The sequence below is a fragment of the Nosocomiicoccus sp. HMSC067E10 genome (assembly GCF_001810835.1).
GTDB classification, from domain to species: Bacteria; Bacillota; Bacilli; order Staphylococcales; family Salinicoccaceae; genus Nosocomiicoccus; species Nosocomiicoccus ampullae_A.
In genome coordinates, this window is sequence record NZ_KV802737.1 from 1 (window position 1) to 26,244 (window position 26,244).

Annotated in this window: 23 protein-coding genes; 1 reads left to right on the forward strand and 22 read right to left on the reverse strand. The window is 38.0% G+C overall.

The window, feature by feature from the left end:
• Positions 1-90: 90 nt before the first annotated feature.
• Positions 91-2,211 (forward strand): DEAD/DEAH box helicase, encoded by a 2,121-nt coding sequence (locus tag HMPREF2767_RS00005; RefSeq protein WP_070622079.1) that lies wholly within the window; start codon positions 91-93, stop codon positions 2,209-2,211.
• 104 nt (positions 2,212-2,315) lie between these two features.
• Here the strand turns inward: HMPREF2767_RS00005 and HMPREF2767_RS00010 are convergent, their stop codons facing one another.
• From HMPREF2767_RS00010 to nusA, 22 genes are all read right to left on the reverse strand, one after another.
• On the reverse strand, positions 2,316-3,182 hold the full coding sequence (locus HMPREF2767_RS00010; RefSeq protein ID WP_068130431.1) for a 2-oxoacid:ferredoxin oxidoreductase subunit beta: 867 nt from the start codon (positions 3,180-3,182) through the stop codon (positions 2,316-2,318).
• Positions 3,183-3,199: 17 nt separating this feature from the next.
• A complete protein-coding gene (locus tag HMPREF2767_RS00015) occupies positions 3,200-4,918 on the reverse strand; it encodes a 2-oxoacid:acceptor oxidoreductase subunit alpha (RefSeq protein WP_070622080.1) in 1,719 nt (572 codons plus the stop codon).
• Between the two features lie 95 nt (positions 4,919-5,013).
• Positions 5,014-5,772: a TIGR00282 family metallophosphoesterase gene (locus HMPREF2767_RS00020; RefSeq protein WP_070622081.1), complete on the reverse strand. Its 759-nt coding sequence runs from the start codon at positions 5,770-5,772 to the stop codon at positions 5,014-5,016.
• A 47-nt stretch (positions 5,773-5,819) separates the two neighbouring features.
• The gene (rny, locus tag HMPREF2767_RS00025; RefSeq protein WP_070622082.1) at positions 5,820-7,379 is read right to left on the reverse strand and encodes a ribonuclease Y; all 1,560 of its coding nucleotides are present in this window, start codon (positions 7,377-7,379) and stop codon (positions 5,820-5,822) included.
• 140 nt (positions 7,380-7,519) lie between these two features.
• Positions 7,520-8,557, reverse strand: coding sequence for a recombinase RecA (gene recA, locus HMPREF2767_RS00030; RefSeq protein ID WP_068130443.1), 1,038 nt, complete (start codon positions 8,555-8,557; stop codon positions 7,520-7,522).
• Positions 8,558-8,722: 165 nt separating this feature from the next.
• A complete protein-coding gene (gene pgsA, locus HMPREF2767_RS00035) occupies positions 8,723-9,307 on the reverse strand; it encodes a CDP-diacylglycerol--glycerol-3-phosphate 3-phosphatidyltransferase (RefSeq protein WP_068130445.1) in 585 nt (194 codons plus the stop codon).
• A gap of 3 nt (positions 9,308-9,310) precedes the next feature.
• Entirely contained in the window at positions 9,311-10,060 is a 750-nt protein-coding gene (locus HMPREF2767_RS00040) for a helix-turn-helix domain-containing protein (RefSeq protein ID WP_070622083.1), read from the reverse strand.
• Between the two features lie 14 nt (positions 10,061-10,074).
• A complete protein-coding gene (locus tag HMPREF2767_RS00045) occupies positions 10,075-10,764 on the reverse strand; it encodes an SDR family NAD(P)-dependent oxidoreductase (RefSeq protein WP_070457772.1) in 690 nt (229 codons plus the stop codon).
• Positions 10,757-12,031 (reverse strand): EF-P 5-aminopentanol modification-associated protein YfmH, encoded by a 1,275-nt coding sequence (yfmH, locus tag HMPREF2767_RS00050; protein WP_068130452.1) that lies wholly within the window; start codon positions 12,029-12,031, stop codon positions 10,757-10,759. Before yfmH ends, HMPREF2767_RS00045 begins: the two co-directional genes overlap by 8 nt.
• Complete coding sequence (yfmF, locus tag HMPREF2767_RS00055) at positions 12,021-13,277, reverse strand: EF-P 5-aminopentanol modification-associated protein YfmF (protein WP_070622084.1); 1,257 nt, start codon at positions 13,275-13,277, stop codon at positions 12,021-12,023. Before yfmF ends, yfmH begins: the two co-directional genes overlap by 11 nt.
• Before the next feature lie 2 nt (positions 13,278-13,279).
• Positions 13,280-15,610, reverse strand: a complete 2,331-nt coding sequence (locus HMPREF2767_RS00060; protein ID WP_070457764.1) for an FtsK/SpoIIIE family DNA translocase — start codon at positions 15,608-15,610, stop codon at positions 13,280-13,282.
• Between the two features lie 60 nt (positions 15,611-15,670).
• Positions 15,671-17,347, reverse strand: a complete 1,677-nt coding sequence (locus HMPREF2767_RS00065; protein WP_070622085.1) for a ribonuclease J — start codon at positions 17,345-17,347, stop codon at positions 15,671-15,673.
• A gap of 3 nt (positions 17,348-17,350) precedes the next feature.
• Positions 17,351-19,486 carry a polyribonucleotide nucleotidyltransferase gene (gene pnp, locus HMPREF2767_RS00070; protein WP_070622086.1) on the reverse strand — a complete coding sequence of 712 codons (2,136 nt, stop codon included), beginning with the start codon at positions 19,484-19,486 and terminating at the stop codon, positions 17,351-17,353.
• Between the two features lie 94 nt (positions 19,487-19,580).
• The gene (gene rpsO, locus HMPREF2767_RS00075; RefSeq protein ID WP_040929129.1) at positions 19,581-19,850 is read right to left on the reverse strand and encodes a 30S ribosomal protein S15; all 270 of its coding nucleotides are present in this window, start codon (positions 19,848-19,850) and stop codon (positions 19,581-19,583) included.
• Positions 19,851-19,949: 99 nt separating this feature from the next.
• On the reverse strand, positions 19,950-20,888 hold the full coding sequence (locus tag HMPREF2767_RS00080) for a bifunctional riboflavin kinase/FAD synthetase (protein ID WP_070622087.1): 939 nt from the start codon (positions 20,886-20,888) through the stop codon (positions 19,950-19,952).
• A 7-nt stretch (positions 20,889-20,895) separates the two neighbouring features.
• Positions 20,896-21,807: a tRNA pseudouridine(55) synthase TruB gene (gene truB, locus HMPREF2767_RS00085; protein WP_070457756.1), complete on the reverse strand. Its 912-nt coding sequence runs from the start codon at positions 21,805-21,807 to the stop codon at positions 20,896-20,898.
• 11 nt (positions 21,808-21,818) lie between these two features.
• Positions 21,819-22,010 carry a hypothetical protein gene (locus HMPREF2767_RS00090; protein ID WP_040929132.1) on the reverse strand — a complete coding sequence of 64 codons (192 nt, stop codon included), beginning with the start codon at positions 22,008-22,010 and terminating at the stop codon, positions 21,819-21,821.
• 85 nt (positions 22,011-22,095) lie between these two features.
• Positions 22,096-22,443 (reverse strand): 30S ribosome-binding factor RbfA, encoded by a 348-nt coding sequence (gene rbfA, locus HMPREF2767_RS00095; protein ID WP_070457754.1) that lies wholly within the window; start codon positions 22,441-22,443, stop codon positions 22,096-22,098.
• A gap of 2 nt (positions 22,444-22,445) precedes the next feature.
• The gene (gene infB, locus HMPREF2767_RS00100; RefSeq protein WP_070622120.1) at positions 22,446-24,533 is read right to left on the reverse strand and encodes a translation initiation factor IF-2; all 2,088 of its coding nucleotides are present in this window, start codon (positions 24,531-24,533) and stop codon (positions 22,446-22,448) included.
• 4 nt (positions 24,534-24,537) lie between these two features.
• On the reverse strand, positions 24,538-24,843 hold the full coding sequence (locus tag HMPREF2767_RS00105; RefSeq protein ID WP_068130470.1) for a L7Ae/L30e/S12e/Gadd45 family ribosomal protein: 306 nt from the start codon (positions 24,841-24,843) through the stop codon (positions 24,538-24,540).
• Positions 24,840-25,124 carry an RNase P modulator RnpM gene (gene rnpM, locus HMPREF2767_RS00110; RefSeq protein ID WP_068130472.1) on the reverse strand — a complete coding sequence of 95 codons (285 nt, stop codon included), beginning with the start codon at positions 25,122-25,124 and terminating at the stop codon, positions 24,840-24,842. The genes HMPREF2767_RS00105 and rnpM overlap by 4 nt, the downstream gene beginning before the upstream one ends.
• A 13-nt stretch (positions 25,125-25,137) precedes the next feature.
• Complete coding sequence (nusA, locus tag HMPREF2767_RS00115) at positions 25,138-26,238, reverse strand: transcription termination factor NusA (RefSeq protein ID WP_371440748.1); 1,101 nt, start codon at positions 26,236-26,238, stop codon at positions 25,138-25,140.
• Between the last annotated feature and the right edge of the window lie 6 nt (positions 26,239-26,244).

Sequence of the window (26,244 nt, forward strand, 5' to 3'; positions counted from 1 at the left end):
TTAAGTGGCTAGGTTGATTATAAAATCTTCCCGTGATTCCTATATATTAAAAGTAACTTTTTAAACAAAAATCTAAGGAGTTAATGAGATATGGATGTTCAGTCAGAAAAGTTTCAAGTAGAACAGCTGAAACGTAATATTGAAAATTTTCTAACGCATATTAGTGATGACACAATGAAAACCGCGCTACAAAACATACAGAAAAGACGTGCGGAGAGTGATATTAAAGTTGTCCCGGTAGATGTTTTAATTGATGATAATCGTAGACTCATCACAAGTTTACGTGAAAATAACATTTTCAACATCGGAGATTTAAGACGATTTGATTCGAAGTCTTTACAAATCGTACTCAAAGGGGCCGAACCTGAAGAAGTCGAACGATTAGTAAAAGATAAAGACGAAATGATCCGCGACATTACGAATCATACGTTCCCAAAAATTGATATTGATAATTTAACTCAAGATGCGCGTACATTATTAAATTATTGGTACTTTAATACGACATACAAAAATGAAGTGGAACAGTTAAAAAATGAAACTGTTACAAATGACGCGGAAAATCTATTAAAAACGATGAAGAAAAAACGTGGTATTTTTATGTCGTGGTTTCAATCTTTAGCTGAAAAAGAAAAAATTAACGCGGCGTTTCATCAATTTGAAAAAGTACAACTAGAGCTCAGTCAACTACATAAAGATGTCGATACGCTCTATAGTGATCTAAATAATGAGTTAAAAATAAAAGAAGTATTTATGAATGACAGTGCGTCATTTTATGCATTTATAGAATCTAGAACAGGCGTCGCGTCGAGTCAACACGCAGGTGATTTACCTTCAGTATTAGTTAAAAAAATAACAAACATGGACCTCGACGTATCACTACTTACAGGTGGAACATTACGTCCGTATCAAGCATTCGGAACGAAGTATGCGTTGTATAACAAACGCACGCTAATCGGTGACGAAATGGGGCTCGGTAAAACGATTCAAGCACTCGGAGTGATTACGCATTTATTTAAGGAAAATAAAACGCGCGCATTTGTCATTTGTCCAAAAAGCGTGATGGCGAACTGGGCGCATGAAATTGAAAAATGGACGAGCATCCCTGTAAAAATATTTCACGGTGCTAAGCGTGACGAAGCGTTTAACGAATGGCTTGAAACACCGAGTATTTTAATTACAAATCCAGAGCATACGAAAAACATAGATTACGACGCATTAGATTTTATCGACTGCTTAATTATCGATGAAGCGCATTTAATTAAAAATCCAAATACACAGCGTACTAAAAATGCTATGGCGCTTGCTGAAAAAAGTGAATACGTCATGATGATGACAGGTACACCGATTGAAAACAATTTAAACGAGATGAAGCACTTAATCGGCATATTACAACCTCAAATCATTAAAGAAATCGATAATAATCCACGTATGAATGAACCAGAAACATTTAAGACGATCGTATCACCTGCCTATTTAAGACGTAAACGTATCGATGTGTTAAAAGAACTCCCAGATATAGAATTCATCGAGATGTTTTCTGAAATGAGTCAAAAAGAACGTCAGTACTATAACGACGCGGTTCGAGAAGGCTTACCTGGTCTTATGAAGATGAGACGAGCTGCATTTACTGGTAATAACATCAACGATTCTGAAAAACTCGCGAACTTAATAGAAATTTGTACAGAGGCAAAAGAAAACGGTCATAAGATCTTAATCTTCAGCTTCTTTAAAGATAATTTAGAGCTCATCCATCAAACACTCGGTGCGCAAAGTGCGGGGATAATTTCTGGAGACGTTTCAATGAACGAACGTCAACAAATGATCGATACGTTTACACATCGAGAAGCTGGTGCAACGTTAATCGGCCAAATTGACGCAGCAGGTGTTGGTTTAAACATACAAGCGGCAAACATTGTAATTTTATGTGAGCCACAATGGAAACCATCGACAGAGCTTCAAGCAATTGGTCGAGCGTATCGTATGGGACAAACGAAAAACGTCATCGTGTATAGATTGTTATCGGAAAACAGTATCGACGAAGCAATCACACAAGTTAGAGATGAAAAACTAAAATCATTTAACCTATACGCAAACGACTCAAGCGTTGCTGATATCTTTAAAGCTCAAGAAATAGAAATTAATGAAAAAGATATTCAAAAAGAAGCGTTTGAAATCGAAAGAAAACGATTAGAGGAGAGCCATGGTGCATAGACGGAGTTGGAGTTTATCTTAATTTTACGCAAAATATCCAAAACCTCTCACCCAAAACAAAAAGAAACACGCAAACTAAGATTTCTCTTAATTTGCGTGTTTTATTATGCGAAATGATTCATCAGTTCGTTAAACTGATCGTCTTTTAACTTTAAATCATGATTAACGACTGCTTCATCTAAATAGCCGTCGATATGTGATGCATATGATTTAGAGTGATTGTCTTGATATAAAATTCCTTTTAATAACCCTTCGTGCTCGTTAATGTAGTTCATTACTTTGTTGCGATCTTCTCTATCGTAGTCTTCGATATCTTCGATATCAGTCACACGTTCTTTAAACCATTCATATGTGTTCACTTTGTTGTATGTGACACACGGACTATAAACGTTTACGAATGCGAAGCCGTCGTGTTTAATTGCCGCTTCAATTATTGCAGTTAAACCTTTAATATCAGACGAGACACTTTGAGCGACAAATGTCGCACCGCTTGCCATCGCAGTTGATATTGGAACGATTGGACTTTCAATTGAACCGTTTGGTGTCGTGTTCGTAACAAATCCTTTCGCACTTGACGGTGATGTTTGACCTTTTGTTAAGCCGTACACTTGGTTATCCATGACGATATACGTCATATCAATGTTACGTTTGATCGCGTGAACAGTATGTCCAACACCGATCGCAAATCCGTCACCATCTCCACCTGTTGCGATAACTTCTAAATCTTTATTGGCCATTTTAATACCTTGGGCGATTGGTAGACTTCTACCGTGTGTTGCGTGGAAACCATATGAACGAATATATCCGGATACACGTCCACTACAACCGATCCCACTGACTAATGCTAAGTCTTCTGGCTCTAATCCAACGTTTGCAGAGGCACGTTGAATCGCAGATTGAATACTGAAGTGACCGCATCCAGGACACCAGTTTGGCTTTATATCGTTTCTAAAATCTTTAAATTTTGCCATGACTATTCATCCTTTAATTACAATAATTCGTTCAAATGACGTTCGATTTCTACCGGTTTTAACGGCGTACCGTCATATTTATTAAACTGAGACATTTTACCATGGTGTGGGTAGTTCATCTTAATGATGTTATATAGTTGTCCCGTATAGTTTTGCTCGACGACGAGTATCTCTTTAGCGCCATCTAAGTATGGCTGTAGTGCTTCAATTGGCACTGGGAACAGTTGACGCATATGAATCGTCGTTATATTTTTATCGATACGTTCGACCGCTTCATCGACTGGGCCGTTACCACTTAAGAAACTAATGACGAGTAACTCAGAGTCTACGTCACCATTTATTTTAAACGGTGCATCGATCGTTAGTCCCTCAAGTTTACGCATACGTTTGTCCATTTGTGTTTTACGGTTCACTGCACTTTCGTTAGGCGTACCGTTCGGGTTATGTTCAACACCCGTGACGTGGTGAATACCGCCTTTCACTCCAGGAATCGGTCGTGCGGAAATACCACTTTCTGTCACTTTAAAGCGTTCAAAGTAACTTTCGTCTCCGTCGATGTCTTCAGTAATCATTTGTCCTCTATTAATGACGACTTTTGAAGGGTCAAACGGATTTGATGACTGCTTACCGAGTGACATTTGTAAATCTGATAAAAGAATGACAGGCACTTGATATTCATCTGCTAAGTTAAACGCTTCAGTTGTCAGATAAAATGCATCTTCTACGTCTGTTGGTGCGAGGATGATTTTTGGAATTTCACCGTGCGTACCATAAATCATCTGCATTAAATCCGATTGCTCTTGCTTGGTCGGAAGGCCTGTTGACGGACCTCCACGCATCGTATCGACGATTACGAGTGGCGTTTCAGTCATACCTGATAGTCCAATAGACTCCATCATCAGTGACAGTCCAGGACCTGAACTAGATGTAAAACTTCTTGCACCTGCATAGTTCGAACCGATTGCCATCGTAACCGCTGAAATTTCATCTTCAGTTTGGATGACTGTACCATCGACCTTTGGTAAATGTTCGATCATATACTCCATAATGTCACTCGCTGGAGTAATTGGGTATGCTGCCATAAAACGTACACCTGCGTTTAATGCACCAAAACCTATCGCATCGTTACCAATGAGATATAAAGAATCACGAGTTTCGACTTTTTCTAATTCAAAGTCTCCATCGATTTGGTCGAGTCGTTCTTCGATATAATTAAATCCGTTTTTTAATGCATTTATATTATTATCGACAATTTCTTGCCCTTTACGTGCAAACATCGTATAAATCATATCTGTAAACTTCTCAATATCAAGATGCATAAGACTTGCACTTGCACCGACAGCAACCATGTTTTTCATTAACTTACTGCCGTGTTCATTTGCGATTTCAGTAAATGGAACTGCGATGAGCTGAACGTTTAAATCTTCTTTTACTTCTGGTTTAAACTTTTCGTCAGCTAATATTACACCGCCATCTATTAACTCGCTTGCGTTAATATCGATCGTCTCTTGATCGAACGCAACTAATATATTTGTGTGGTCGCTAATTGATCGTACTTCTTTTGTTGAAATACGAATGTTGTTGTTCGTATGACCACCTTTAATTCTTGATGAAAAGTGACGGTAACTATATAAATAGTACCCCATACGGTTTAACGTCGTTGAGAAAATTTCACCTGTCGACTCAATTCCCTCACCTTGTTGTCCACCGACTTTCCATGATAATTGACTGATCATTTTCGTGCCTCCTCTAACAATTAAATCATATCAAATTTAACTGTTGAATTCAGTGTACATACTGTCATTCACTTAAAATTCATACTTATGTCCGATTACTCTCGTATTAAAATCGGTTCAATTGTCTGTCTGACTGTATCAATCACTACTGCAGATAAAATACCATCACCTTTATCAGGTACGACATGTCGTTTTGGTAATTGGTCTAAAAATCTAGAAATGACCGCTTCTTTATCGATACCGAGTATGCCATCTTTATACCCTGTCATACCGACATCTGTTATGTACATCGTCCCGTTGTCTAAAACGACTGCGTCGTTCGTTTGAACGTGCGTATGCGTCCCGACGACAGCATTCACTCTACCGTCTAAATAATATCCCATTGCAATCGCTTCAGATGTCGTTTCACAGTGAAAATCCACAAATATTTGATCAGCGGATTCTCTTTTTAACAATGCATCGATTTCTGTAAACGGGTTATCAATCGACTCCATAAAACTACGCCCTTGTAGATTCACAATCATTAACGTTTCATTGTTAATATTTACTTTTTTAAATCCTTCGCCTGGAACGATTGACGGATAATTAAGTGGACGGATAATTTTTTTATCTGCTTCAAAGAGTTCAAATACTTCATCTTTATGAAATGCATGGTTTCCGAGTGTGATAAAGTCCACACCGTATCCCATGAGCTCTTTATAAATCGCTTTTGTCATCCCTTTGCCGTGTGCAGCATTTTCTCCGTTTGCGATTGTATATTGTATGTTATATTCTCGTTTTAACTCTGGTAAATTTTCCTTTACCATTCGACGCCCAATTTTACCGACAATATCTCCAATAAATAAAATTCTCAATCTTTTATTCCTTTCATAAAAAAAGATTGGAAACAATGTTCCAATCTTTATTTGGCATATTCTACAGCCCTCATCTCACGGACAACTGTCACTTTAATATGTCCTGGATACTGCAGTTCATCTTCGATTTGTGATTTAATATCTCGAGCGAGTCGATATGCTTGTACATCATCGACGTCTTCTGGACGAACCATAATTCGAATTTCTCGTCCCGCTTGAATGGCAAACGACTTCTCTACGCCGTCGTAGCCTTCTGCAATTTTCTCTAAGTTTTCAAGTCGTTTTACGTAATTTTCTAACGTTTCACGACGTGCACCTGGACGTGCTGCACTTAATGCGTCAGCTGCTGCAACGATTATAGAAATGATACTCGTTGCTTCAACGTCACCATGATGTGAAGCGATTGCGTTAATCACTGTCTCGTTTTCTTTGTAGCGTTTTGCTAAGTCTACTCCGATTTCTACGTGTGAACCTTCGACTTCATGGTCGATCGATTTACCGATATCGTGGAGTAATCCTGCACGTCTCGCGAGACTCACGTCTTCGCCAAGTTCAGCAGCGAGCATACCTGCTAAAAATCCAACTTCTACTGAGTGCTTTAATACGTTTTGACCGTAACTTAAACGGAATTTCATCTTACCAAGATGTTTAATGAGTTCAGGATGTAAATTATGAATATCCAATTCGAATGCTGCTTGTTCACCAGCATCACGAATGATACTCTCCATATTACGTCTTGCTTTATCGACCATTTCTTCAATGCGTCCTGGGTGAATACGTCCATCTAAGACGAGTTCGTCTAACGCATTTTTAGCGATCGTTCTACGTATTGGATCGAATCCTGAAAGGATAACCGCTTCTGGTGTATCGTCGATAATTAAATCGACTCCTGTTAACGTTTCAATCGTACGAATGTTACGACCTTCACGTCCGATAATACGACCTTTCATTTCGTCGTTTGGTAAGTTGACAACAGATACCGTCGATTCACTCGTGTACTCTGCTGCGTATCGTTGAATCGTCGTCGCAAGCAATTCTTTTGCTTTTCGGTCCGCTTCATATTTCGCTTCTTCTTGACGCTCTTTTAGCATTACAGCCATATCGTGTGACAGTTCTTTTTCGAGCGCTCTAAAGATTTCATCTTTAGCTTCAGCACTTGTTAATCCGGAGATGCGAGTTAATTCATCATTTTGTTGACTGATGATTTCATTAATCTTTTGTTCCTTGGCATCCACCGATTGCTGTTTGTCTTCAATTTTCGCTTCTTTTAAATCTAATATCTCATCTTTCTTATCTAGAGTTTCACTTTTTCTATCTAAGTTTTCCTCTCGAGAAAGTAGTCGAGATTCAAAAGCTTGTAGTTTTTGTCGTGCATCATTTTGCTCACGATCAAACTCTTCTTTTAACTTTTGATTGTATTCTTTTGCTTCAAGCAATTTCTCCTTTTTTAAATTCATCGCAGTTTTATTTGCTTCTTCGATGATATGTTCAGCTGAAGATCTTGCTTGTTGCTGCTTATTCGTCATAATTCTATTGACGATTAAATATCCGATAACAACACCGAGAATAATACCAAGTAAGATTAAGAAAATGTCTTTCATGTCCACAAAAAACACCTCCCTAATGCATGCTATTCACGTGTTGGTTAAAAATGTGTATTTTAAATATAATAATTTATCATACAGATTTCATTTTATATATTTTACATAAAAAAATCAAGCATGAGAGTGACTCATGCTTGATAATATTACTCATCAAATAGGCTGTTTTCTACTTCTTCACTTTCTTCAGTGACTTCACCTTCAAAGCCTAATTCGTTTCGTAATTTATCATTAATTTCTTCTAGTACTTCAGGGTTATTCGTTAAGTACTCTTTTGCGTTTTCTTTACCTTGACCGAGTCTTTCCCCGTTATAAGAGTACCACGCACCGCTTTTATCGACGATGTCGTATTCGACTCCGAGATCGAGAAGTTCACCTGTTCTAGAAATACCTTGTCCGTACATAATATCTACTTCTGCTACTCTAAATGGTGGTGCAACTTTGTTTTTAACAACTTTAATTTTCGTACGGTTTCCGACGATATCTTGTCCGAGTTTTAACTGTTCTGCACGGCGCACTTCTAAACGAACTGAGCTGTAGAACTTCAGCGCACGTCCACCAGGTGTCGTTTCCGGGTTACCGAACATAACTCCAACTTTTTCACGAATTTGGTTGATGAAAATCGCTGTCGTATTACTTTTAGAAATTGCAGCAGATAGTTTACGTAATGCTTGTGACATCATTCTCGCTTGTAAACCAACGTGAGTATCTCCCATCTCACCTTCGATTTCTGCTTTTGGTGTTAATGCTGCAACTGAGTCAATAACGACGATATCCACTGCACCACTTCGTACGAATGCTTCGGCGATTTCTAATCCTTGCTCCCCGTGGTCTGGCTGAGACAGGTATAAATTCTCGATATCGACACCTAAGTTTTTAGCATACACTGGGTCCAGTGCGTGCTCAGCATCGATAAATGCAGCGATTCCACCTTGACGCTGCACTTCAGCAATCGCATGTAATGCGACTGTCGTTTTACCTGAAGATTCTGGTCCGTAGATTTCGATAATTCTACCTTGTGGATATCCACCGACACCGAGTGCACGGTCTAATGTGATCGAACCTGATGACGTCGTTTTTACTTTACGTCCAGGATCGTCACCGAGTTTCATAACGGCACCTTTACCGAACATCTTATCCATATTCTTTTGAACAGTTTCTAGAGCTTTTTGTCTTTCATCCATCTATTACATTCCTCCGAACTATCTTTTAAATCATTTTTCGATATTTAAAGTATACCATAACAAAAAATAAAAGACGAATATATGTTCGTCTTTTATGTGCTAAATTTCAAATATTAAATTCAGTATTTTAAATATCGCTTACTTTTTAAAGCAGATAATTAAAAGTTACGCTTTTTGATTTAAAAACACGTCTCGTCCTTTGTAGAAATACTCAATCATCGATAAAATCGTGAAGAACACTGCGATATATAGAGATATCATACCGATAGATACCCCGATATAATTGACAAATAAATCTCCAAATAGAAGTAAGACGAGAGCAACCATTTGGAATACTGTTTTAATTTTTCCTAAATTACCAGCGGCACTGACAAACCCTTGTTCGATTTGAAGTAAACGTAATCCTGTAACTGCAAATTCTCTTGCGATAATTACGATAGCGATCCAACTTGAAATTACTGACCACTCGACTAATACAATGAGACCTGAAGCGACGAGTAGTTTATCTGCAAGTGGGTCTAGAAATTTACCCATATTTGTAATTAAATTTAACTTTCGTGCTAAATAGCCGTCTAACGCATCTGTCAGTGACGCGACGACGAAAATAATCGCTGCGATAAGTTGCTCAATTAAAATCTCGTTTCCTCCAAGTATCGCTACTGTACCGAAGTTAAAATCGTTAATTGCAAATATAATAAAGACCGGTATTAGTATGATTCTTATCACTGTAATCCAGTTAGGTAAATTCATAGTTTACTCCCTCTCAATCGTAAAATGATAAAACAACGTGCCGTCATTTTGTACTTCATCGTCTTCTAATTCAACATCATTCACAAAAATACTGAGTTTGTCGTTGTCTTCAACTGCAATAAATAACTCTGATGCATCTGACTGAATTAAATATGTCTCATCATTAATTGTTTCGTTAACATACGTATTATTGTTATCGTCTGTCATGTTGACAGTACTCCCGTCACCTTTAAACGTGACGTTAATGTCATTTGACGTATTTATCGTATAAAATGCTGTATTGTCTTCAACGCGCTCTAGCGTTACGTTAAACGTGTCGCTTTCTTCTTTAGGTGAGACTTCGACCTCATCATATACAGGAGACTTTCTAAAGTAATCTCCTTGTCCACCGACTTGTAAAAGAACAAGCCAAAGAACAAACAACACTCCGATCACAATTAAAAAAGTATATATCGTCTTTTTTAAATAGAGCATGTCTTTATCGACTTTATTTTCTTTACGTTCTTTATAGACCGCTTCTTTTGTCGGTATTTCGTCACCATAACGTTCAAACAAATCGTCACTATTTAACTGTAAAGCATCCGCATACGTACGAATTAAATACTTCGTATGACTACTATCCGGAAGCTCCTGATAGTCGCCTCTTTCTATCGTTTGGATAATATCACGACGAATATTCGTACGTGCTTCAATTTCACGTAACGTAATGCCTTTTTGTTCTCTCACATTTCTTAAATATGGTCCTAAACTCATAATTTAACCCTTCTTTATAACGTGTACCATCCACCGTTAATATTTAGCACTTCACCTGTGATCGATTGACTCTCTTTACTGAGTACGAAGTTCACAAGTTTTGCAACTTCAACTGGTTCAATCAGTCTTTGCTGTGGTAACTCTTCGAGTAAAACTTTAATATCCTCTTCACTTAAAAGATTAGTCATCTTACCTTTAACAGCACCTGGTGCGACGGCGTTAATCGTAATATTCGTACCCGCGTACTCGACAGCGAGTGAACGAACGAGTGTGTTTTGTGCACCTTTCATCGACGCATAAACACTTTCACAACTCGCACCAATTTGACCGTACACACTTGAAATAACGACGATGCGTCCGTGTGAACTCTTCTTTAATCTCGGTAATGCTGCCTGTATAAAAACAATTAAGTTCCGCACTTGGATGTTATACTGTTCGTCGATAACATGTAGTGGTGTATCTTCTAGCATATCAAAATACGCACTACCAGGTGTATAAATTAAACAATCGATTGTTTCGATATGTTTAAACGTCGCTTCGACTTCTTCAATAGAAATCGGCTGTGATAAGTCAAAGTAATGATGCAAATTGTCATAAGTTGACGGTGTGTGTCTAGAATAGCTAATGACGTGTTCGTCTTTTAATTCGTTATGTATTGCGGATCCAATGGATCCGCTACTTCCAACTAGTATGACGTTACGCATTTTTCATCATCACGACAGAGACATAGTCGTCATTTAATACAGTGTTAAATGCATCATTCACGTCATCGACGGTAATCGAATCGACGATATTTGGAATGTCATAAAGGTTGCCACCGTCTAATAAATATTTTGTATATTGATTTGCAATATATTCTGGTGAATTTAAAGAAGATAAATAGTCACCAATTGTTTCACGTTTTTCGCTTTGTAACATCTCTTCAGTGAAATAATCCGTATTTTTAACTTCATCGATAATCGCCTGAATTCGCTGAATCGTTTCTTCAGGTTTTTCACTATGTGCAATAAATAGCGTGTGTGAGAAGTCAGATTCCCCTTGGAAGCCGTATTGGAAACTATCATCTACAAGATTTTCATCGATTAGATCATAGAAATACTGAGATTTCGCTCCAAATACCATCTCTAACGCAAACATCATTGTGAAATCGAGTTTTAATAACGACGCGTCATCTAAATCGTGATTATATTTATATCCGAGCATCACTCTGTCATCCGACACGTTCATCTTAATTGTTTTTTCTTTGTCGTGAACGTGATTTTCTTCAGTCACTGTATGAAGTGTTAACTCTTTCGGGTCGTGATTACGTTTTGATTGATGTGTTTCGATAAAACTAAATAACTCACTATCATCTAAATCACCGACGACGATTAACACCATATTGTTCGGTGCGTAAAATGTCTCATGACACAAATATAAATCTTCTTTTGTAATTTGTTGAATCGAGTCGAGCGTTCCAGCGATATCAATACGAACCGGATGTGTGTTATATAGTGACTCCATCATCGTAGAGAATAATTTATACCCCGGATTATCTTGATACATTTTGATTTCTTCGTTAATAATACCGACTTCTTTTTCAACAGATTGATCGGTGAAATAAGGCTCTTCGACCATATCCATAAGGAGTTTTAAGTTGTCATAAAAGTTGTCTGTACAACTAAATAAATAACTCGTACGGTCAAAAGATGTAAATGCATTCGCACTTGCACCGTGTTCACTAAATTTATGGAAGACATCACCATCTTCTTTTTCAAACATTTTATGCTCTAAAAAGTGTGCGATTCCGTCAGGAATTTTGTGCGTCACACCGTCGACTGTAAAATGATTATCTACAGAACCAAAACGCGTCGTATACGTCGCAAACTTTTTGTTAAACCCTGGCTTTTTAACGTAAATGACTTCTAATCCGTTTGGGAGTGTTTTACTAATGACTGTTTCTTCAAGTGCTTCATAATATTTAACTGTCATCACTTTCTCCTCCTGTTAGCGTATATACCGTATCGAGATGAATCGAGTGCGCTGCTTCAATAATATCTTCACGCGTAATGCTTTCAACTTTTTCTTTAAATTCATCATCTGTCAATCCTGTTAAGTTTTCGCTATATACAATTGATATCATACCTTTTGCTCGATCTTTACTGTTTTCTCTATCTGATAATAACTTTTTCTTCGTCTCTTCTAAAAACTCAGTAGTAAAGTCACCATTTTGGAATTTTTCAAGTTCGATAATGATGTGCTGTTCCGTTTCTTTCACACGTGAGTGGTCAACTCCAGCTAAAGCAAATAAATATCCATTTTTAACATCGACGTTTGAACTAATTTGATACGCTAACGAACGTGCTTCACGTAAATGCTTAAATAGATAGCTCGACGCGCCACCACCAAACATACGGTTAAAAATACGCACTGACATTTCGTTAGTTTTTTCTTTATCGATTCTAAAACCTAAAATTGCTTTAGACTGTTCTACGTCGTCATGCATTACTTTGTAGTTGACAATTTTTTTAAGATCTACTTCATAATTATTGAACGGTAATTCAACATAGTTTTCTCTATCGTAGATTTTTTGTAAAAGATTAATTGAACGATCGTCAATATTTCCACAGAGTAAAATCATCATTTCGTCCGTATCCATCATCGACTTGTGAACTTTTTTAATGTCATCGATTGTAATTTCATCGATATCTTCAATATTTCCGTAAGACAGTTGTCCTTCTGGTTTATCTCCAAACATCTCTTTCAAAAGACCTGTGTATGCGCGCTGCATACTGTTATCCATCATACTTTTTAGACGGTTTTTATAGAGTCGTTTTTCTTTTTCTAAAAATTTAACCATTTCTTCATCGTAAGAGAATGGTGTCGTTAACACGTCATTTAATAGTTTAGACATGTGTTCTAATATGTTTAAGTCTTCTTTAATAAAACGTTCGTTTACAAACTCTAACGTAAAGTGGACGAGATGACTCGTCCCAACTTTTGACGTTTGATACGTTAGATGTGCACCGTAATATTCTGATAAATACTGTACGAGTGCCGCTTCACTATTATGCGTCTTTGTACGTTTTACCATCATGCGAGCAAGTAAATTTCTCGCTGTAACAGTGTTTACGTCTAACTCATTTCTAAATGTGACGCGTAACGTGAATGTTTTAAATTTATTTGTATCGATCGTTACGATTGGAATGTTATTTAATCGTTCATTTCTAATTTCCAATACTAACTCTCCCTCTCATCCATTTCGTCTTCTGTGACGAGTACGTTTCTCGGCTTTGAACCACTTGCTGGTCCGATTATACCGTTACGCTCTAAATCGTCAACGAGACGCGCTGCACGGTTATAGCCGATTCTAAATTGTCGTTGAAGTAAACTTGCACTTGCGCGCTGCTCTGTGATGACGAACCATTTCGCTTCCCCGTATAATTCGTCTTCAGATTCAACTTCTTCTTTTTTCGGCTCTTTTTGATTTAATATGACCGACTTATCGTAATTTGCTTTCATCTGGCTCGTGACGTAATTGACGACATCATTCACTTCTTCATCTGATAAAAATGCCCCTTGGACACGAACTGGTTTTGATCTACCAGATGGTAAGAAAAGCATATCCCCTTTACCTAGGAGTTTTTCTGCACCCCCGGAGTCTAATATCGTACGAGAGTCAGTCGTTGAGCTGACGGCAAATGCAATACGTGACGGTATGTTTGCTTTAATGATCCCTGTAATAACGTCAACAGATGGACGCTGTGTAGCGATAATTAAATGAATACCTGCAGCACGTGCCATTTGTGCAATACGCGTAATACTTGCTTCAACGTCTTTACTTGCGACCATCATTAAATCAGCAAGCTCATCGATGATGACGACGATATACGGCATTTTAGATACTTTATCTTTATCTTCAGCTGTACGTTCTAAGTAATTGTTATATGCTGAAATGTTCTTAGTATTTGTTGCACTAAATAAGTCATATCGGCGTTCCATCTCGTTTACGACGCGTTGTAAAGCGTCCGCTGCTTTTTGTGGATTCGTCACGACAGGACTTAGTAGGTGTGGAATACCGTTATATACATTTAACTCCACCATTTTTGGGTCAATCATCATTAATTTTACTTCGTGCGGTTTTGCGTTTAGTAAAATCGAAATGATAATACCGTTAATACATACGGATTTACCGCTCCCTGTAGACCCAGCAACGAGTAAGTGTGGCATCTTGTTTAACTCTGCCATAATCGGTGCACCAGAAATGTCTTTACCAAGCGCAACTTCTAGCGGGTTTGTACTCGTCTTACGCTTCATGACTTCACGTAATGTAACCATTGAAACGACCGAGTTCGGCACTTCAATACCGACAGCTGATTTCCCAGGAATCGGTGCTTCGATACGAATATCTTTTGCTGCAAGCGACAGTGCAATATCATTTTGTAAATTAATAATACGGCTGACCTTTACGCCGATATCCGGCTGCACTTCAAACTGTGTCACGGCTGGACCGATTCTAATTTTTGACACTTTCGCTTTTACACCAAAGTTATGAAGTGTTTCTTCTAAAACTTTACCTTGTTTTAACACGACGTCATTTGACATCTTTTCTGACACTTCAGCATCTTTTAGCAATGTAATCGGTGGTACTTTATACTCGAGAAGCTCTTTAATTTCTTCTTCGTCTAGTTCGTCGAGTGGAGTATTCTCCTCGACGTCTTCAATCGAGTCATCGAGTTCCTCTTCTTCGTACTCTAAATCAACAGTCTCATCTTTTGTTTCTACGAGGTCACTCTCGATATCATCACTACCGACAATTTCAGGTTCATATACTGCTTCTTCGACTTCTTCTTCGATATCATCATGACTTGAAGACTCGATAATTGGATCTTCAACTTTCGTTTTCTTTGCTTTTTTCTTCTCTATTTTTTCTGGTTTATTCGCACGTTTTTCTTTATTTTTCTCGATGATTTCAGACGTTTTACTATTGATACTTTTACTAGTCACTGATAACAATTGTCCGACGCGAGAAAAATCTTTACGCAGTTGTTCTTCGACGCTTTTATTTCGAATCATAATAATCGAAAAGTAAATAAACACAGCAGCAAGTAAAACTGTACCGATAAAGCTGAGCGTGTTATTCATCGCTGTAAATAGTACTTGACCAATAATTCCGCCACCGGTGAAGTTTTTAAATCCTGTCGTAGCGATCGTATTTTTTATTTCATCAAAACTATAAAAATTATTAATGAGTGGTTTGTTCGTTAAATAAAGCACACTATGGAATAAAAAAATCAGTCCAAATTGTAGCAATATATAACCGAACATGCGCTTTGTGAATGGGAAGTTACGGTTCATGGCGACGTAAATACTCGTTAATGTAATGATTAAGTACGTAAAATATTTACTCGTTCCAAACAGGTACGTAAATATTGAATCGATATATTCACCAAAACTACCGAGTTGAAACAAAGATATAAAGACAAGTAATAATGTGATAAAACTCGTTAACGCATAATAGGTTTGGCGCTCATCTTTCTTTTTACGACGCGTTGCTTTCTTTTTCGCCATCACAAACTCCTTCCTAAAAAATTTGGAGATACTATAATATAATATCTCCAAAATTCTTTCTTATATTTCAGATATGATTGGTATAATCATCGGACGACGTTTCGTACTTTCGTATAAGAACTTAAGTAACGCTTCTCTAACGTCTTGTTTTAAGTCGTTCCAGTCTAAGTTTCCTGATTGAATAGAATCTTCAACGACTTCTTTTACAATTGCTTCAGCAGTCGCTAATAGCTCTTCACTTTCTTTGACGTAGACAAAGCCACGACTTTGAATTTCAGGACCGGCTTTAATTTTTCGCTCGTTACGATCGATCGTAACAACCGCAATGAATATACCGTCTTCACTTAATATACGGCGGTCTCTTAAGACGATGTTACCAACGTCCCCGACACCTCTACCGTCAATTAAGACGTTACCTGCATGTACTTTTTCTTGATAGTACATCTCTTCTCCGTCGTAGCTGACGACGTCACCTTTTTCAAGTAAGAAGATATTTTCTGGATCGATACCTGCTTCAGCAGCAAGTTTTGCGTGAGCAATCTGGTTTTTATATTCGCCCTGAACAGGAACAAAATATTTCGGTTTAAATATATTAAACATCATTTTTAACTCTTCACTTAAACCGTGACTCGATGCGTGAATTCCACTTGTCGGTAAGTAAATTTTAGCACCTGCTTTAGTTAAGTCGTTTAGCGTTGAATATAAAATGACTTCCATGTTTGACGATGGCGTCGTTAAAATATACACTTCATCGTTTTCTTTAATGTTTGTCACTTCATGCGTTCCTTTTGACATCTCTGTCAGTGCATCGAATGGTTCCCCTTGTTTACCAGTTGCGATAATGACAATTTCATTATCTGGGAAGTTTTTAATTTGATGTGACGGAACGAGTAACCCTTCAGGAATATCGAAATATCCGAGCTGTCTTGCGACTTTAAACGATGCTTCTAACGTCTTACCTAAAAATGTCACTTTTCGGTTTGCTTTATGTGCGTTTGTTAACACTTGTTGAATACGTACGAAGTTTGATGCATAAAGTGACACGATAATGCGCCCTTTAGATTTTAAGAAATCCGTTAATAACTGCTCTTCGATAATATTTTCAGGTGTATTATATCCGCGCTTTTCTGCTTCCGTAGAATCACTAATTAATACGAGACAATCATCTTCACGTGCTAAGTCGTACATCTTCGCACCGTTAAATCCGTAATCTCCTTCGAGACTTTGATCGAATTTAAACTCACCAGTATAGACGATTGAACCGTACTTCGTTTTAATTGAGCATCCGTAAGAATCAGGAATACTATGGCTCGTTTCGAAAAATTCAAAACTTGCATTTTTAAAGTTCATTTTTGATTCACTATTAATCGTATAGAACTTTTGTTTTTTACGAATATTTAATTCTTTAAATGATTCTTTAATTAAAGCAATCGTCAGCTTTGAAGCATAAATCGGTACGTCGATATCTTCTAAAATATACGGTAATGCACCGATTGAATCTGCATGACCATGCGAGATAAATATCGCTTTTAAACGGTCGATATTTTCTTTCACGTACGTAATGTCCGGAATAACGACATCTACACCGTACATTTCGTTTTCCGGAAACATTAACCCCGCGTCTAGCATGAACATTTCATCGTCTACTTCGACGATGTACATGTTTTTAGCAATCTCTCCAACTCCGCCGAGTGGGATGATTTTTACGTTCGCGTTACGCTTTCTTTCTTTTGCCACAATTTATCCCTCCTCGTTATTCTTTTTGTTTTTATCGTTATCTTTCTTTTCAATTAATGCTTTACGAGATGCATTTACGCGTCCTTGCTTATCGATTTCTGTTACTTTAACGAGTGTTTCATCGCCAACTTTTAACACGTCTTCTACGTTTTTAACGTGTGCGTGATCTAAGTTAGAAATGTGAACAAGTGCATCTTTACCAGGGAATAACTCTACGAACGCACCGAATTTTTCAATACGCTTTACTGTACCCATGTAAATTTCTCCAACTTTTGCTTCACGCGTTAAGTCTTCGATAATTTTACGTGCTTTGTCGATCATTTCTTGGTCGACAGCACCGATAAAGATCGTTCCGTCTTGCTCGATATCTAACGTTACGCCAGTTTCATCGATAATTTCGTTAATTTGTTTACCACCAGGTCCAATGACGTCACGAATTTTATCTGGGTTAATTGTCATCGTTTCAATTTTCGGAGCGTATGGTGATAACTCTGTTCTTGGTGATTCGATTGTCGCTAACATGTTATCTAAAATGTGTAGACGACCGACGCGTGCTTGTTCTAACGCCTCTTCTAAAATATCTTCACGTAATCCGTCGACTTTAATATCCATTTGAATTGCAGTAATCCCTTTAGCAGTACCTGCTACTTTAAAGTCCATATCACCTAATGCGTCTTCCATACCTTGGATGTCTGAAAGGATTGTATAGTTTTCACCATTCATCATCATACCCATCGCAATACCAGCAACTGGTGCTTTAATTGGCACACCAGCGTCCATTAATGCGAGCGTTCCACCACAAATTGACGCTTGAGATGAAGAACCGTTCGACTCTAAAACTTCTGACACGACGCGAATTGTATACGGGAATTCCTCTTGTGAAGGAATGACTTGGCTAAGTGCACGTTCACCTAACGCACCGTGACCAATCTCACGACGTCCTGGAGCGCGAAGTGGTCCAGTTTCACCGACAGAGAAGTGCGGGAAGTTATAGTGATGCATGAAATGCTTCTCTTCTTCTTCTCCGAGTCCGTCGATAATTTGGTGCTCACTTAAACTTCCTAACGTTGCAACAGATAATACTTGTGTTTGTCCACGTGTAAATAAACCAGAGCCGTGTGCTCTAGGTAAAAGTGCGACTTGAGAGTTTAACGGACGAATTTCGTCCGGTTTTCTTCTATCTGGACGGATTTTATCTTCAGTGATTAAACGACGCACTGTATTAAATACCGCATCGTTAAATAAGCGTTTCGCTTCTTTTTCGTTCGCTTCGAAGTTTTCGTCTTCTTCATCGAGTAGAGCGATAATTGCTTCTTTCACTTCAGATAATTTATTATCACGTTCGTGCTTATCAACTGTTAATACACACTCTTCAATATCAAACTGCTCGAGTTGACTATCGACGATCTTTTGAATTTCTTCGTCGTCAACTGGTGGTTCAAATGCCATTTTCTCAGGATTCACGTAGTCGACGATTTCTTGTTGGAACTCGACTAACTTTTTAATTTCTTTATGCCCAAAAAGAATTGCTTCGAGCATTTTATCTTCAGGTACTTCTTTTGCACCTGCTTCAACCATGTTGATTGCGTCAAACGTTCCTGCTAAATCAAGTTCTAATACAGAGTTGTTTAACGTCTCAACATCTGGGTTAATGACGAACTCGTCGTCTTTAATACCGATACGTACACCAGCAATCGGTCCGTTAAACGGTACGTCAGAAACAGATAAAGCAATCGATGAACCGAGCATCGCTGCCATTTCAGGTGAGTTGTTTGAATCAACAGAAAGCACTGTCGAAATAATTTGAACGTCGTGTCTAAATCCGTCTGGGAAAAGTGGACGAATTGGACGGTCGATTAAACGACTCGCAAGTGTCGCTGCTTCACTTGGACGTCCTTCACGTTTATTAAATCCACCAGGTATTTTACCGCGTGCGTATAATTTCTCTTCGTACGCCACTGTTAGTGGGAAAAAGTCCATATCTTTAGGTTCTTTAGAAGCAGTCACTGTCGATAAGACAACTGTGTCTCCATATCGTACTAGAACTGCACCGTTTGCTTGTTTGGCTACTTCGCCGTATTCAACGATTAGTGGACGTCCTGCCCACTCCGTTTGAAACGTTTTCTTAGTTTCTATCATATAATTTCTCTCCTCTACATACTTCTCTTTATGATACCATTTTTAACGACTAATTTATATAAAAAAAAGCATACCAAATGGTATGCTCTCTCTATTAACGACGTAAACCTAATTTTTTAATTAACTCACGGTAACGTGTAACGTCTTTTTCACGTAAGTAGTTTAATAAGTGCTTACGGCGACCAACCATTTTTAAAAGTCCGCGACGTGAATGGTGGTCTTTTTTGTGTACTTTTAAGTGTGCGTTTAATGTGTTAATTTCTTCAGTTAACACTGCAATTTGAACTTCTGGAGATCCAGTGTCCGTTTCGTGTACACGGTATTCTTCGATTAATTGTTGTTTTCTTTCTTTTGACATTGACATAGTCATGTCCTCCCTTATATATATATATTCGCTAATATCTGAGTCAAAAGTTAGGGTGTCTAATGACCAAGATATCGCACTTAAATTATTATACGCGCTTTACTCGAATTTTTCAAGTAACTGTATGGCGTTTTCTTTATCGATTGTCATCGCTTCAATTAAATCATCTAAACCGTCAAATTTCTTTTCTCCACGTAAATAGTTATGAAGATACACTGACACTTCTTCACCGTATATCGTACGGTCAAAATCAATTAAATGGACTTCAATCGTCACTTTATAATCTTCGTGGAACGTCGGTTTTTTACCAATCGATGCGACACCTCTATAAATCGTATCATCTGCACCAATCGTCATCGTAACAGCGTACACCCCGAGTGACGGTAGTAAAAACGGTCCGCTTGGTTCGATGTTTGCTGTTCTAAACCCAATCGTTCTCCCGCGTTTTTCACCTTGAACGACGACACCGTTAATTTGATATGGTCGACCGAGTATTTTATTTGCTTCTTCTAGCTTGTCACTTAAAAGAAGTTCTCGGATTTTTGTCGTCGAAATTTTTTCTTCGTTCTCGTTTATCGGAAGTACTTTAGTCGTGTTAAATTCGTCATACGTCTTTAACGTCGTAATCGATCCTTTACCGTACTGTCCATATGAAAAATCAAACCCTGCGATTACTTCTTTCACGTTGTTAGAGATTAAATACTCTTTCACAAACGTATCTGGAGATAACGCTGCAAAGTCACTTGAGAAGTTTACGACAAATAAGTAGTCGATGCCTTTTTCTTTTAGCATCTCTTCTTTTTCTTTTAACGGCGTAATATACGTCGTCCGTCGCATTTTCGGATTTAAAACGACAGAAGGATGCGGATCAAACGTCATCACTGCTTTTTTTAATCCTTTTTCTTCAGCAATTTCAATCATCGTGTCAATCACTTGTTGATGTCCGAGATGGAGTCCATCAAAAAAACCGAGCGCTAATGCGATTGGTTCGTTTTCTATAGATAAATCATTTGGATAATATAGTCGATATGTTTTCATAAAGCCCTCACAAGTCATTTGACGTAAGAAACATTTTAAACGGTTTAAATTCGTTTTCTTTATGTTTTTTATACAAACCGATTGGTCGGTTGTTTTTAACAAATAAAACAGTCTCTACGTCTTCATTATTCGTTAGTTTCATCATATCATTTTGACTCATCTTTTGCCCATTTGAAATTTTAAACAATGGTCCACGGTCTTTCAGTTCGTCGAACAGTTCTACGGTATATTCATCGCTTAAAACTTCTAAAATCGGAATTATCGACGCTTCACTAATTGTATCTAATTCGACCGCATCATCTTCAGTAAACCCACACGATTCTGTTCTTCTTAAATACGACATATGTGCTTCAACACCGAGTTTACGACCGATGTCTACAGCGAGCGTACGAATGTATGTACCTTTTGAGCATGTTACGTCAATTTGAAAATCTATCGTATCTTTAAACGTAATATCTCCAGTACGTTCTAAACGATAAATCGTAACGACGCGGCTCGGTCTTTCTACCTTTTCGTTATTTCGTGCGTATTCATATAACTTTTTACCGTTTACTTTCACCGAGCTATACATCGGTACTGTTTGGTTATAATCTCTTTCAAAGTTTTCAATAACGTCGTCGATCATTTCTTTAGTAATATGTGATACGTCACTCGTTTTTACTTTTTCACCTGCAGAATCTTCAGTTGTCGTTGAAAATCCGAGCGTTACTACTGCTGTATAACTTTTTTGTCTTTCTTGTAACACTTCAGTCAGTTGCGTTGCATCTCCAACGACAACCGGTAACACACCAGTCACATCCGGATCTAACGTTCCTGTATGACCGACCTTTTTCATATGTAATTTACGTCTGACTTTCATGACGACGTCATGACTTGTCATACCTTTTGGTTTATCCACACAGATGACTCCACTATACATTGTGACACCTCTTACTTTTTTCGATTAAAGATTTTTTCATATAAAAAGACAAAGAGCCCAGCAATAACAACGATAAATACGAGTGATAAAAATGCCGAACCAAATGTTTTAGTCGGTAGTAAATTGAAAAATAATGCATCGATTCCGATTACTAATAATCCGAGAAATACTAAGTACATTAAAAACCAAAAATTGTTTGACATCTCTTTCCTCCATACAATTATTTAATTATAAATATACCACTTATCTATTCATAAAAAAATAATGAGCGACGAATCGTCGCTCATATTATTTGCCTTCGTTTTTAATTTGGTTTAATAAGTCTTCAATTCTGCTACCGTAGTCGACAGATTGATCGTACTTCACGTAAATTTCTGGTGCTTTTCTTAAACGAATATTTTTTGCAACTGCTGAACGGAGTAATCCACGATATTTATTTAAAATATCTTCAACTTCTCTTTTATTTTCGTTTAAAGTCGTAAAGTATACGTTCGCATATTCAAGCTCTTCAGAAACTTCAACTTCAGTCACTGTAACGAGTTTTAACGATGGTTCTTTATCCATCACTTCGTTATCGATGACTTCAGTCACTACTTTTTTAATTTCTTCTGCAACTCGGTCATTACGCTTAGCCATAATTAAACTCTCCTAACTTCAACCATTTGGAATGCTTCGATTTGGTCGCCCTCTTTAATATCGTTAAAGTTTTTGATCGTAATCCCACATTCGTATCCTGAAGCAACTTCTTTTGCGTCGTCTTTAAATCGTTTCAGTGAATCGAGTTCACCTTCAAAGATGACGACACCTTCACGGATTACACGAACGCCTGCGTCTCTAGTAATCTTACCTTCAGTCACGTAAGAACCAGCGATTGTACCGATTTTAGAAACTTTAATCGTTTGACGTACTTCTGCGTATCCAATGACTTCTTCTTCGTATTCAGGGTCGAGCATACCTTTCATTGCTTGCTCTATTTCTTCTAATGCTTTATAGATTACGCGGTGTAGACGAATGTCTACTTTTTCGTTTTCTGCTGTACGACGTGCGTTTGCATCTGGACGTACGTTAAATCCGATAATAATCGCGTTCGATGCGTTTGCAAGTGTAACGTCTGATTCGTTAATTGCTCCAACACCTGTATGGATAATTCGGATATTTACACCTTCAACGTCAATCTTCATGAGTGACGCTGCAAGAGCTTCTACTGTACCTTGAACGTCCGCTTTAAGAATTAAGTTTAAGTCTTTTAACTCGCCTTCTTTAAGCGTTTCAAATAAGTTATCTAAACTAATCTTATTTGTAGACTCGCGGTCGCGCATAATTTTGTCTTCACGGCGTTTTTCACCGATAGAACGTGCTTTTTTATCATCTTCAAAGACGACGAATCTGTCACCAGCTTGTGGAATATCGTTTAAACCAGTAATTTCAACTGGTAATGATGGACCAGCTGTTTGGATTCTTTCACCTAAGTCGTTTGTCATCGCACGTACTTTACCGAACGTATTTCCAACAACTAAAGAATCTCCAACATGTAACGTACCGTGCTGAACGAGTAGCGTCGCTACAGGTCCACGTGATTTGTCGAGCTCTGCTTCGATTACTGTACCAATCGCGTCGCGGTCAGATTTTGTGCTTAACTCTTCGACTTCACTGACTAGTGTAATCATTTCAAGTAAATCATCGATTCCTTCACCAGTTAATGCTGAAAGTGGTACGAAGATCGTATCTCCACCCCAGTCTTCTGGGAATAATCCGTGTTCACCGAGTTCAGTCATGACGCGGTCAGGATTTGCTGTTGGCTTATCGATTTTGTTTACTGCTACGATAATTGGTGTCTCTGCAGCTTTAGCATGGTTTAACGCTTCGATTGTTTGAGGCATTACACCGTCATCTGCTGCGACGACTAGTACTGTTAAGTCTGTCACTTGAGCACCACGTGCACGCATCGTAGTGAACGCTTCGTGTCCTGGTGTATCTAAAAATGTAATATCTTTACCGTTCCAATGAATTTGGTATGCACCGATATGCTGAGTGATTCCACCCGCTTCTCCACTCGTTACGTTTGCGTTACGGATTGAGTCAAGTAGCGTCGTTTTACCGTGGTCAACGTGTCCCATAATCGTAACGATCGCTGGACGCTCTTCTGTTAACTCTTCGTTTTCTAAATCGAAGTAAATATCGAGGTCCGTGTCGTCGATAACTTCTTCTTTTTCAGCTGTATAGCCGTAGTTATCTGCGACGATTTCAACCGCTTCGTCATCTAAACTTTGGTTGATGTTTGTCATAATTCCGAGCATAAATAAGTCTTTAACGACTTTTGATGCGTCGACATTAATTTTTGAAGCAAGCTCACCGACTGTAATTCCTTCTTCATACGTAAACGTCTTTTCACCTTGAATCTCAGCTTTAGCTTCTTTTACAGGCTTTTCTTGTTGTTTTGGTTGTTGCTTTTGCTGCTTATTCTTTTTGTCATTCTTTTTGTTTACGTTCTTTTTATTGTCTTGCTTTTTATTGTTATGTTTATGTTTTTTATCTTTGTTTTGTTTTGGTTTGTCATTTTTCTTTTCTTTTTTAACAAACTTTTGGTCTAATAGTTTAACGTCATCATCGTTTAACGTCTGCATATGAGAGCTAAAGTCTTTTCCACTCTCGTTTAAAGTATTTATAACTTCTTTACTCTGTAAGTTATGTTGTTTCGCGTATTCATGAATTCTAATCTTACTCATTGAATCACGTTCCTTTCTCATTCAACTCTAACAACTTCTTTTTAAAGCCAACATCTGTCACACCGAGAACCACTCGGTTATATGCTCCAGTGCTTTGTGAAAGCTCGTGATTAGTATAATCTTCAATTAAAGGAATTGACTGAGTTGTTGTTTTATCGCGTATTCTCTTTTTTGTACTATTCCCAGCGTCACTTGCTAAGTAAACAAGTTTCACTGATTTACGTTTAATACCATCTAAAGTTAGAGGTTCACCGTTAATTACTTTTCCTGCACGTGTTGCAAGTCCGAGTAAATTTAACTCTTTATTCATCGCTTCGGAATATCCTCGCGGTATATGAGACGAATAATTTCGTCATACACTGGGCCTAACACCTCTGTTGATACACCGAGTTTACTTTCTAAAACCTTTTTGTCACGTGCATCGTTTACTTTTTCTAAATCTTTGACGACGTAGGCACCACGACCGTTTTTCTTTCCAGTTTCATCTGCAAATACTTCGCCGTCTTTCGTTTTAACGATTCGTATAAGATCTTGTTTTTTAAACATTTCACCAGATAAAATATCTTTTCTCATCGGAATTTTTCGTGCCATAAACGTCACACCTCTACTCTTCTACTTCAGTTTCTTCTACAGTTTCTTCTAAAGTTTCTTCATCCTCAGTATTACCGTTAAATTCAGATTCTGAAACGATATCGATCTTCCAGCCTGTTAACTTCGCAGCAAGTCGTGCGTTTTGACCACGTTTACCAATTGCGAGTGATAACTGGTGATCTGGTACAACGACTGTCGTTGATTTTTCATCTTCATTAATAATTACGTCGACCACTTCTGACGGTGATAATGCGTTTTTAACGTATACTTTAGGATCTTTGTCATATAATACGATGTCGATTTTTTCACCTGATAACTCGTCGACGATTGCTTCAACGCGGGCACCTCTTGCACCAACACATGACCCAACTGCATCGACGTTTTCGTTTTCAGCGTATACTGAAATTTTAGAACGTTCGCCAGCTTCTCTTGCGACACTCATAATCAGTACTGTTCCGTCATAAATTTCTGGAACTTCTTCTTCGAAGAGTCGTTTTAAAAGATTTGGATGTGTACGTGAGACGTAAATTTGTGGTCCACGTGTCGTTTGTTCTACTTTGTTTAAATAGACGCGGATTTTATCGCCAGTTTTGTAGACTTCATTTGCCATACGCTCTGACTCTGGTAATACAGCATCCGTGTTACCAAGTGTGACGTATACGAAACGACTGTCGACTCTATCAACTGTTCCGATTAATAACTCATCTTCTTTATCGATAAACTCTTCATATAAAATTTCACGTTCAGCATCTCGAATTCTTTGCATAACTGCTTGTTTCGCAGCTTGTGCACCGACACGGTTAAAGTCTGAAGGTGTCACGTCTTCATCAAACGGGTCACCGACTTCATATGCTGGGTTGTATTCTCTCGCTGTGAGTAAATCGATCTCTGCTGTGTCGTCTTCTACTTCCTCAACGACGTCTTTTCTAGATACAACGCGGTAGTTTCCTGTGTCCATATTAATTTCTACACGGACGTTTTTATGTTCTTTATAATTTCTTTTATACGCAGTTAAAAGTGCCGCTTCAATTGCTTCAACGAGTACTTCTACTGGGATGTTCTTTTCTTTTTGAATATATTCTATTGCATTCAGTAATTCCTGATTCACTACTATTCCTCC

Excerpts from the sequence above, each read along its gene's own strand:
- HMPREF2767_RS00060 (WP_070457764.1), bottom strand. The coding sequence starts at position 15,610 with ATGGCGAAAAAGAAAGCAACGCGTCGTAAAAAGAAAGATGAGCGCCAA.
- HMPREF2767_RS00090 (WP_040929132.1), bottom strand. The coding sequence starts at position 22,010 with ATGTCAAACAATTTTTGGTTTTTAATGTACTTAGTATTTCTCGGATTA.
- HMPREF2767_RS00040 (WP_070622083.1), bottom strand. The coding sequence starts at position 10,060 with ATGAGTTTAGGACCATATTTAAGAAATGTGAGAGAACAAAAAGGCATT.
- infB (WP_070622120.1), bottom strand. The coding sequence starts at position 24,533 with ATGAGTAAGATTAGAATTCATGAATACGCGAAACAACATAACTTACAG.
- HMPREF2767_RS00080 (WP_070622087.1), bottom strand. The coding sequence starts at position 20,888 with ATGAAAACATATCGACTATATTATCCAAATGATTTATCTATAGAAAAC.
- rpsO (WP_040929129.1), bottom strand. The coding sequence starts at position 19,850 with ATGTCAATGTCAAAAGAAAGAAAACAACAATTAATCGAAGAATACCGT.
- rnpM (WP_068130472.1), bottom strand. The coding sequence starts at position 25,124 with ATGGCACGAAAAATTCCGATGAGAAAAGATATTTTATCTGGTGAAATG.
- pnp (WP_070622086.1), bottom strand. The coding sequence starts at position 19,486 with ATGATAGAAACTAAGAAAACGTTTCAAACGGAGTGGGCAGGACGTCCA.
- HMPREF2767_RS00010 (WP_068130431.1), bottom strand. The coding sequence starts at position 3,182 with ATGGCAAAATTTAAAGATTTTAGAAACGATATAAAGCCAAACTGGTGT.
- truB (WP_070457756.1), bottom strand. The coding sequence starts at position 21,807 with ATGTATAGTGGAGTCATCTGTGTGGATAAACCAAAAGGTATGACAAGT.
- HMPREF2767_RS00005 (WP_070622079.1), top strand. The coding sequence starts at position 91 with ATGGATGTTCAGTCAGAAAAGTTTCAAGTAGAACAGCTGAAACGTAAT.
- HMPREF2767_RS00105 (WP_068130470.1), bottom strand. The coding sequence starts at position 24,843 with ATGAATAAAGAGTTAAATTTACTCGGACTTGCAACACGTGCAGGAAAA.
- HMPREF2767_RS00045 (WP_070457772.1), bottom strand. The coding sequence starts at position 10,764 with ATGCGTAACGTCATACTAGTTGGAAGTAGCGGATCCATTGGATCCGCA.
- HMPREF2767_RS00015 (WP_070622080.1), bottom strand. The coding sequence starts at position 4,918 with ATGATCAGTCAATTATCATGGAAAGTCGGTGGACAACAAGGTGAGGGA.
- recA (WP_068130443.1), bottom strand. The coding sequence starts at position 8,557 with ATGGATGAAAGACAAAAAGCTCTAGAAACTGTTCAAAAGAATATGGAT.
- pgsA (WP_068130445.1), bottom strand. The coding sequence starts at position 9,307 with ATGAATTTACCTAACTGGATTACAGTGATAAGAATCATACTAATACCG.
- yfmH (WP_068130452.1), bottom strand. The coding sequence starts at position 12,031 with ATGACAGTTAAATATTATGAAGCACTTGAAGAAACAGTCATTAGTAAA.
- rbfA (WP_070457754.1), bottom strand. The coding sequence starts at position 22,443 with ATGGCTAAGCGTAATGACCGAGTTGCAGAAGAAATTAAAAAAGTAGTG.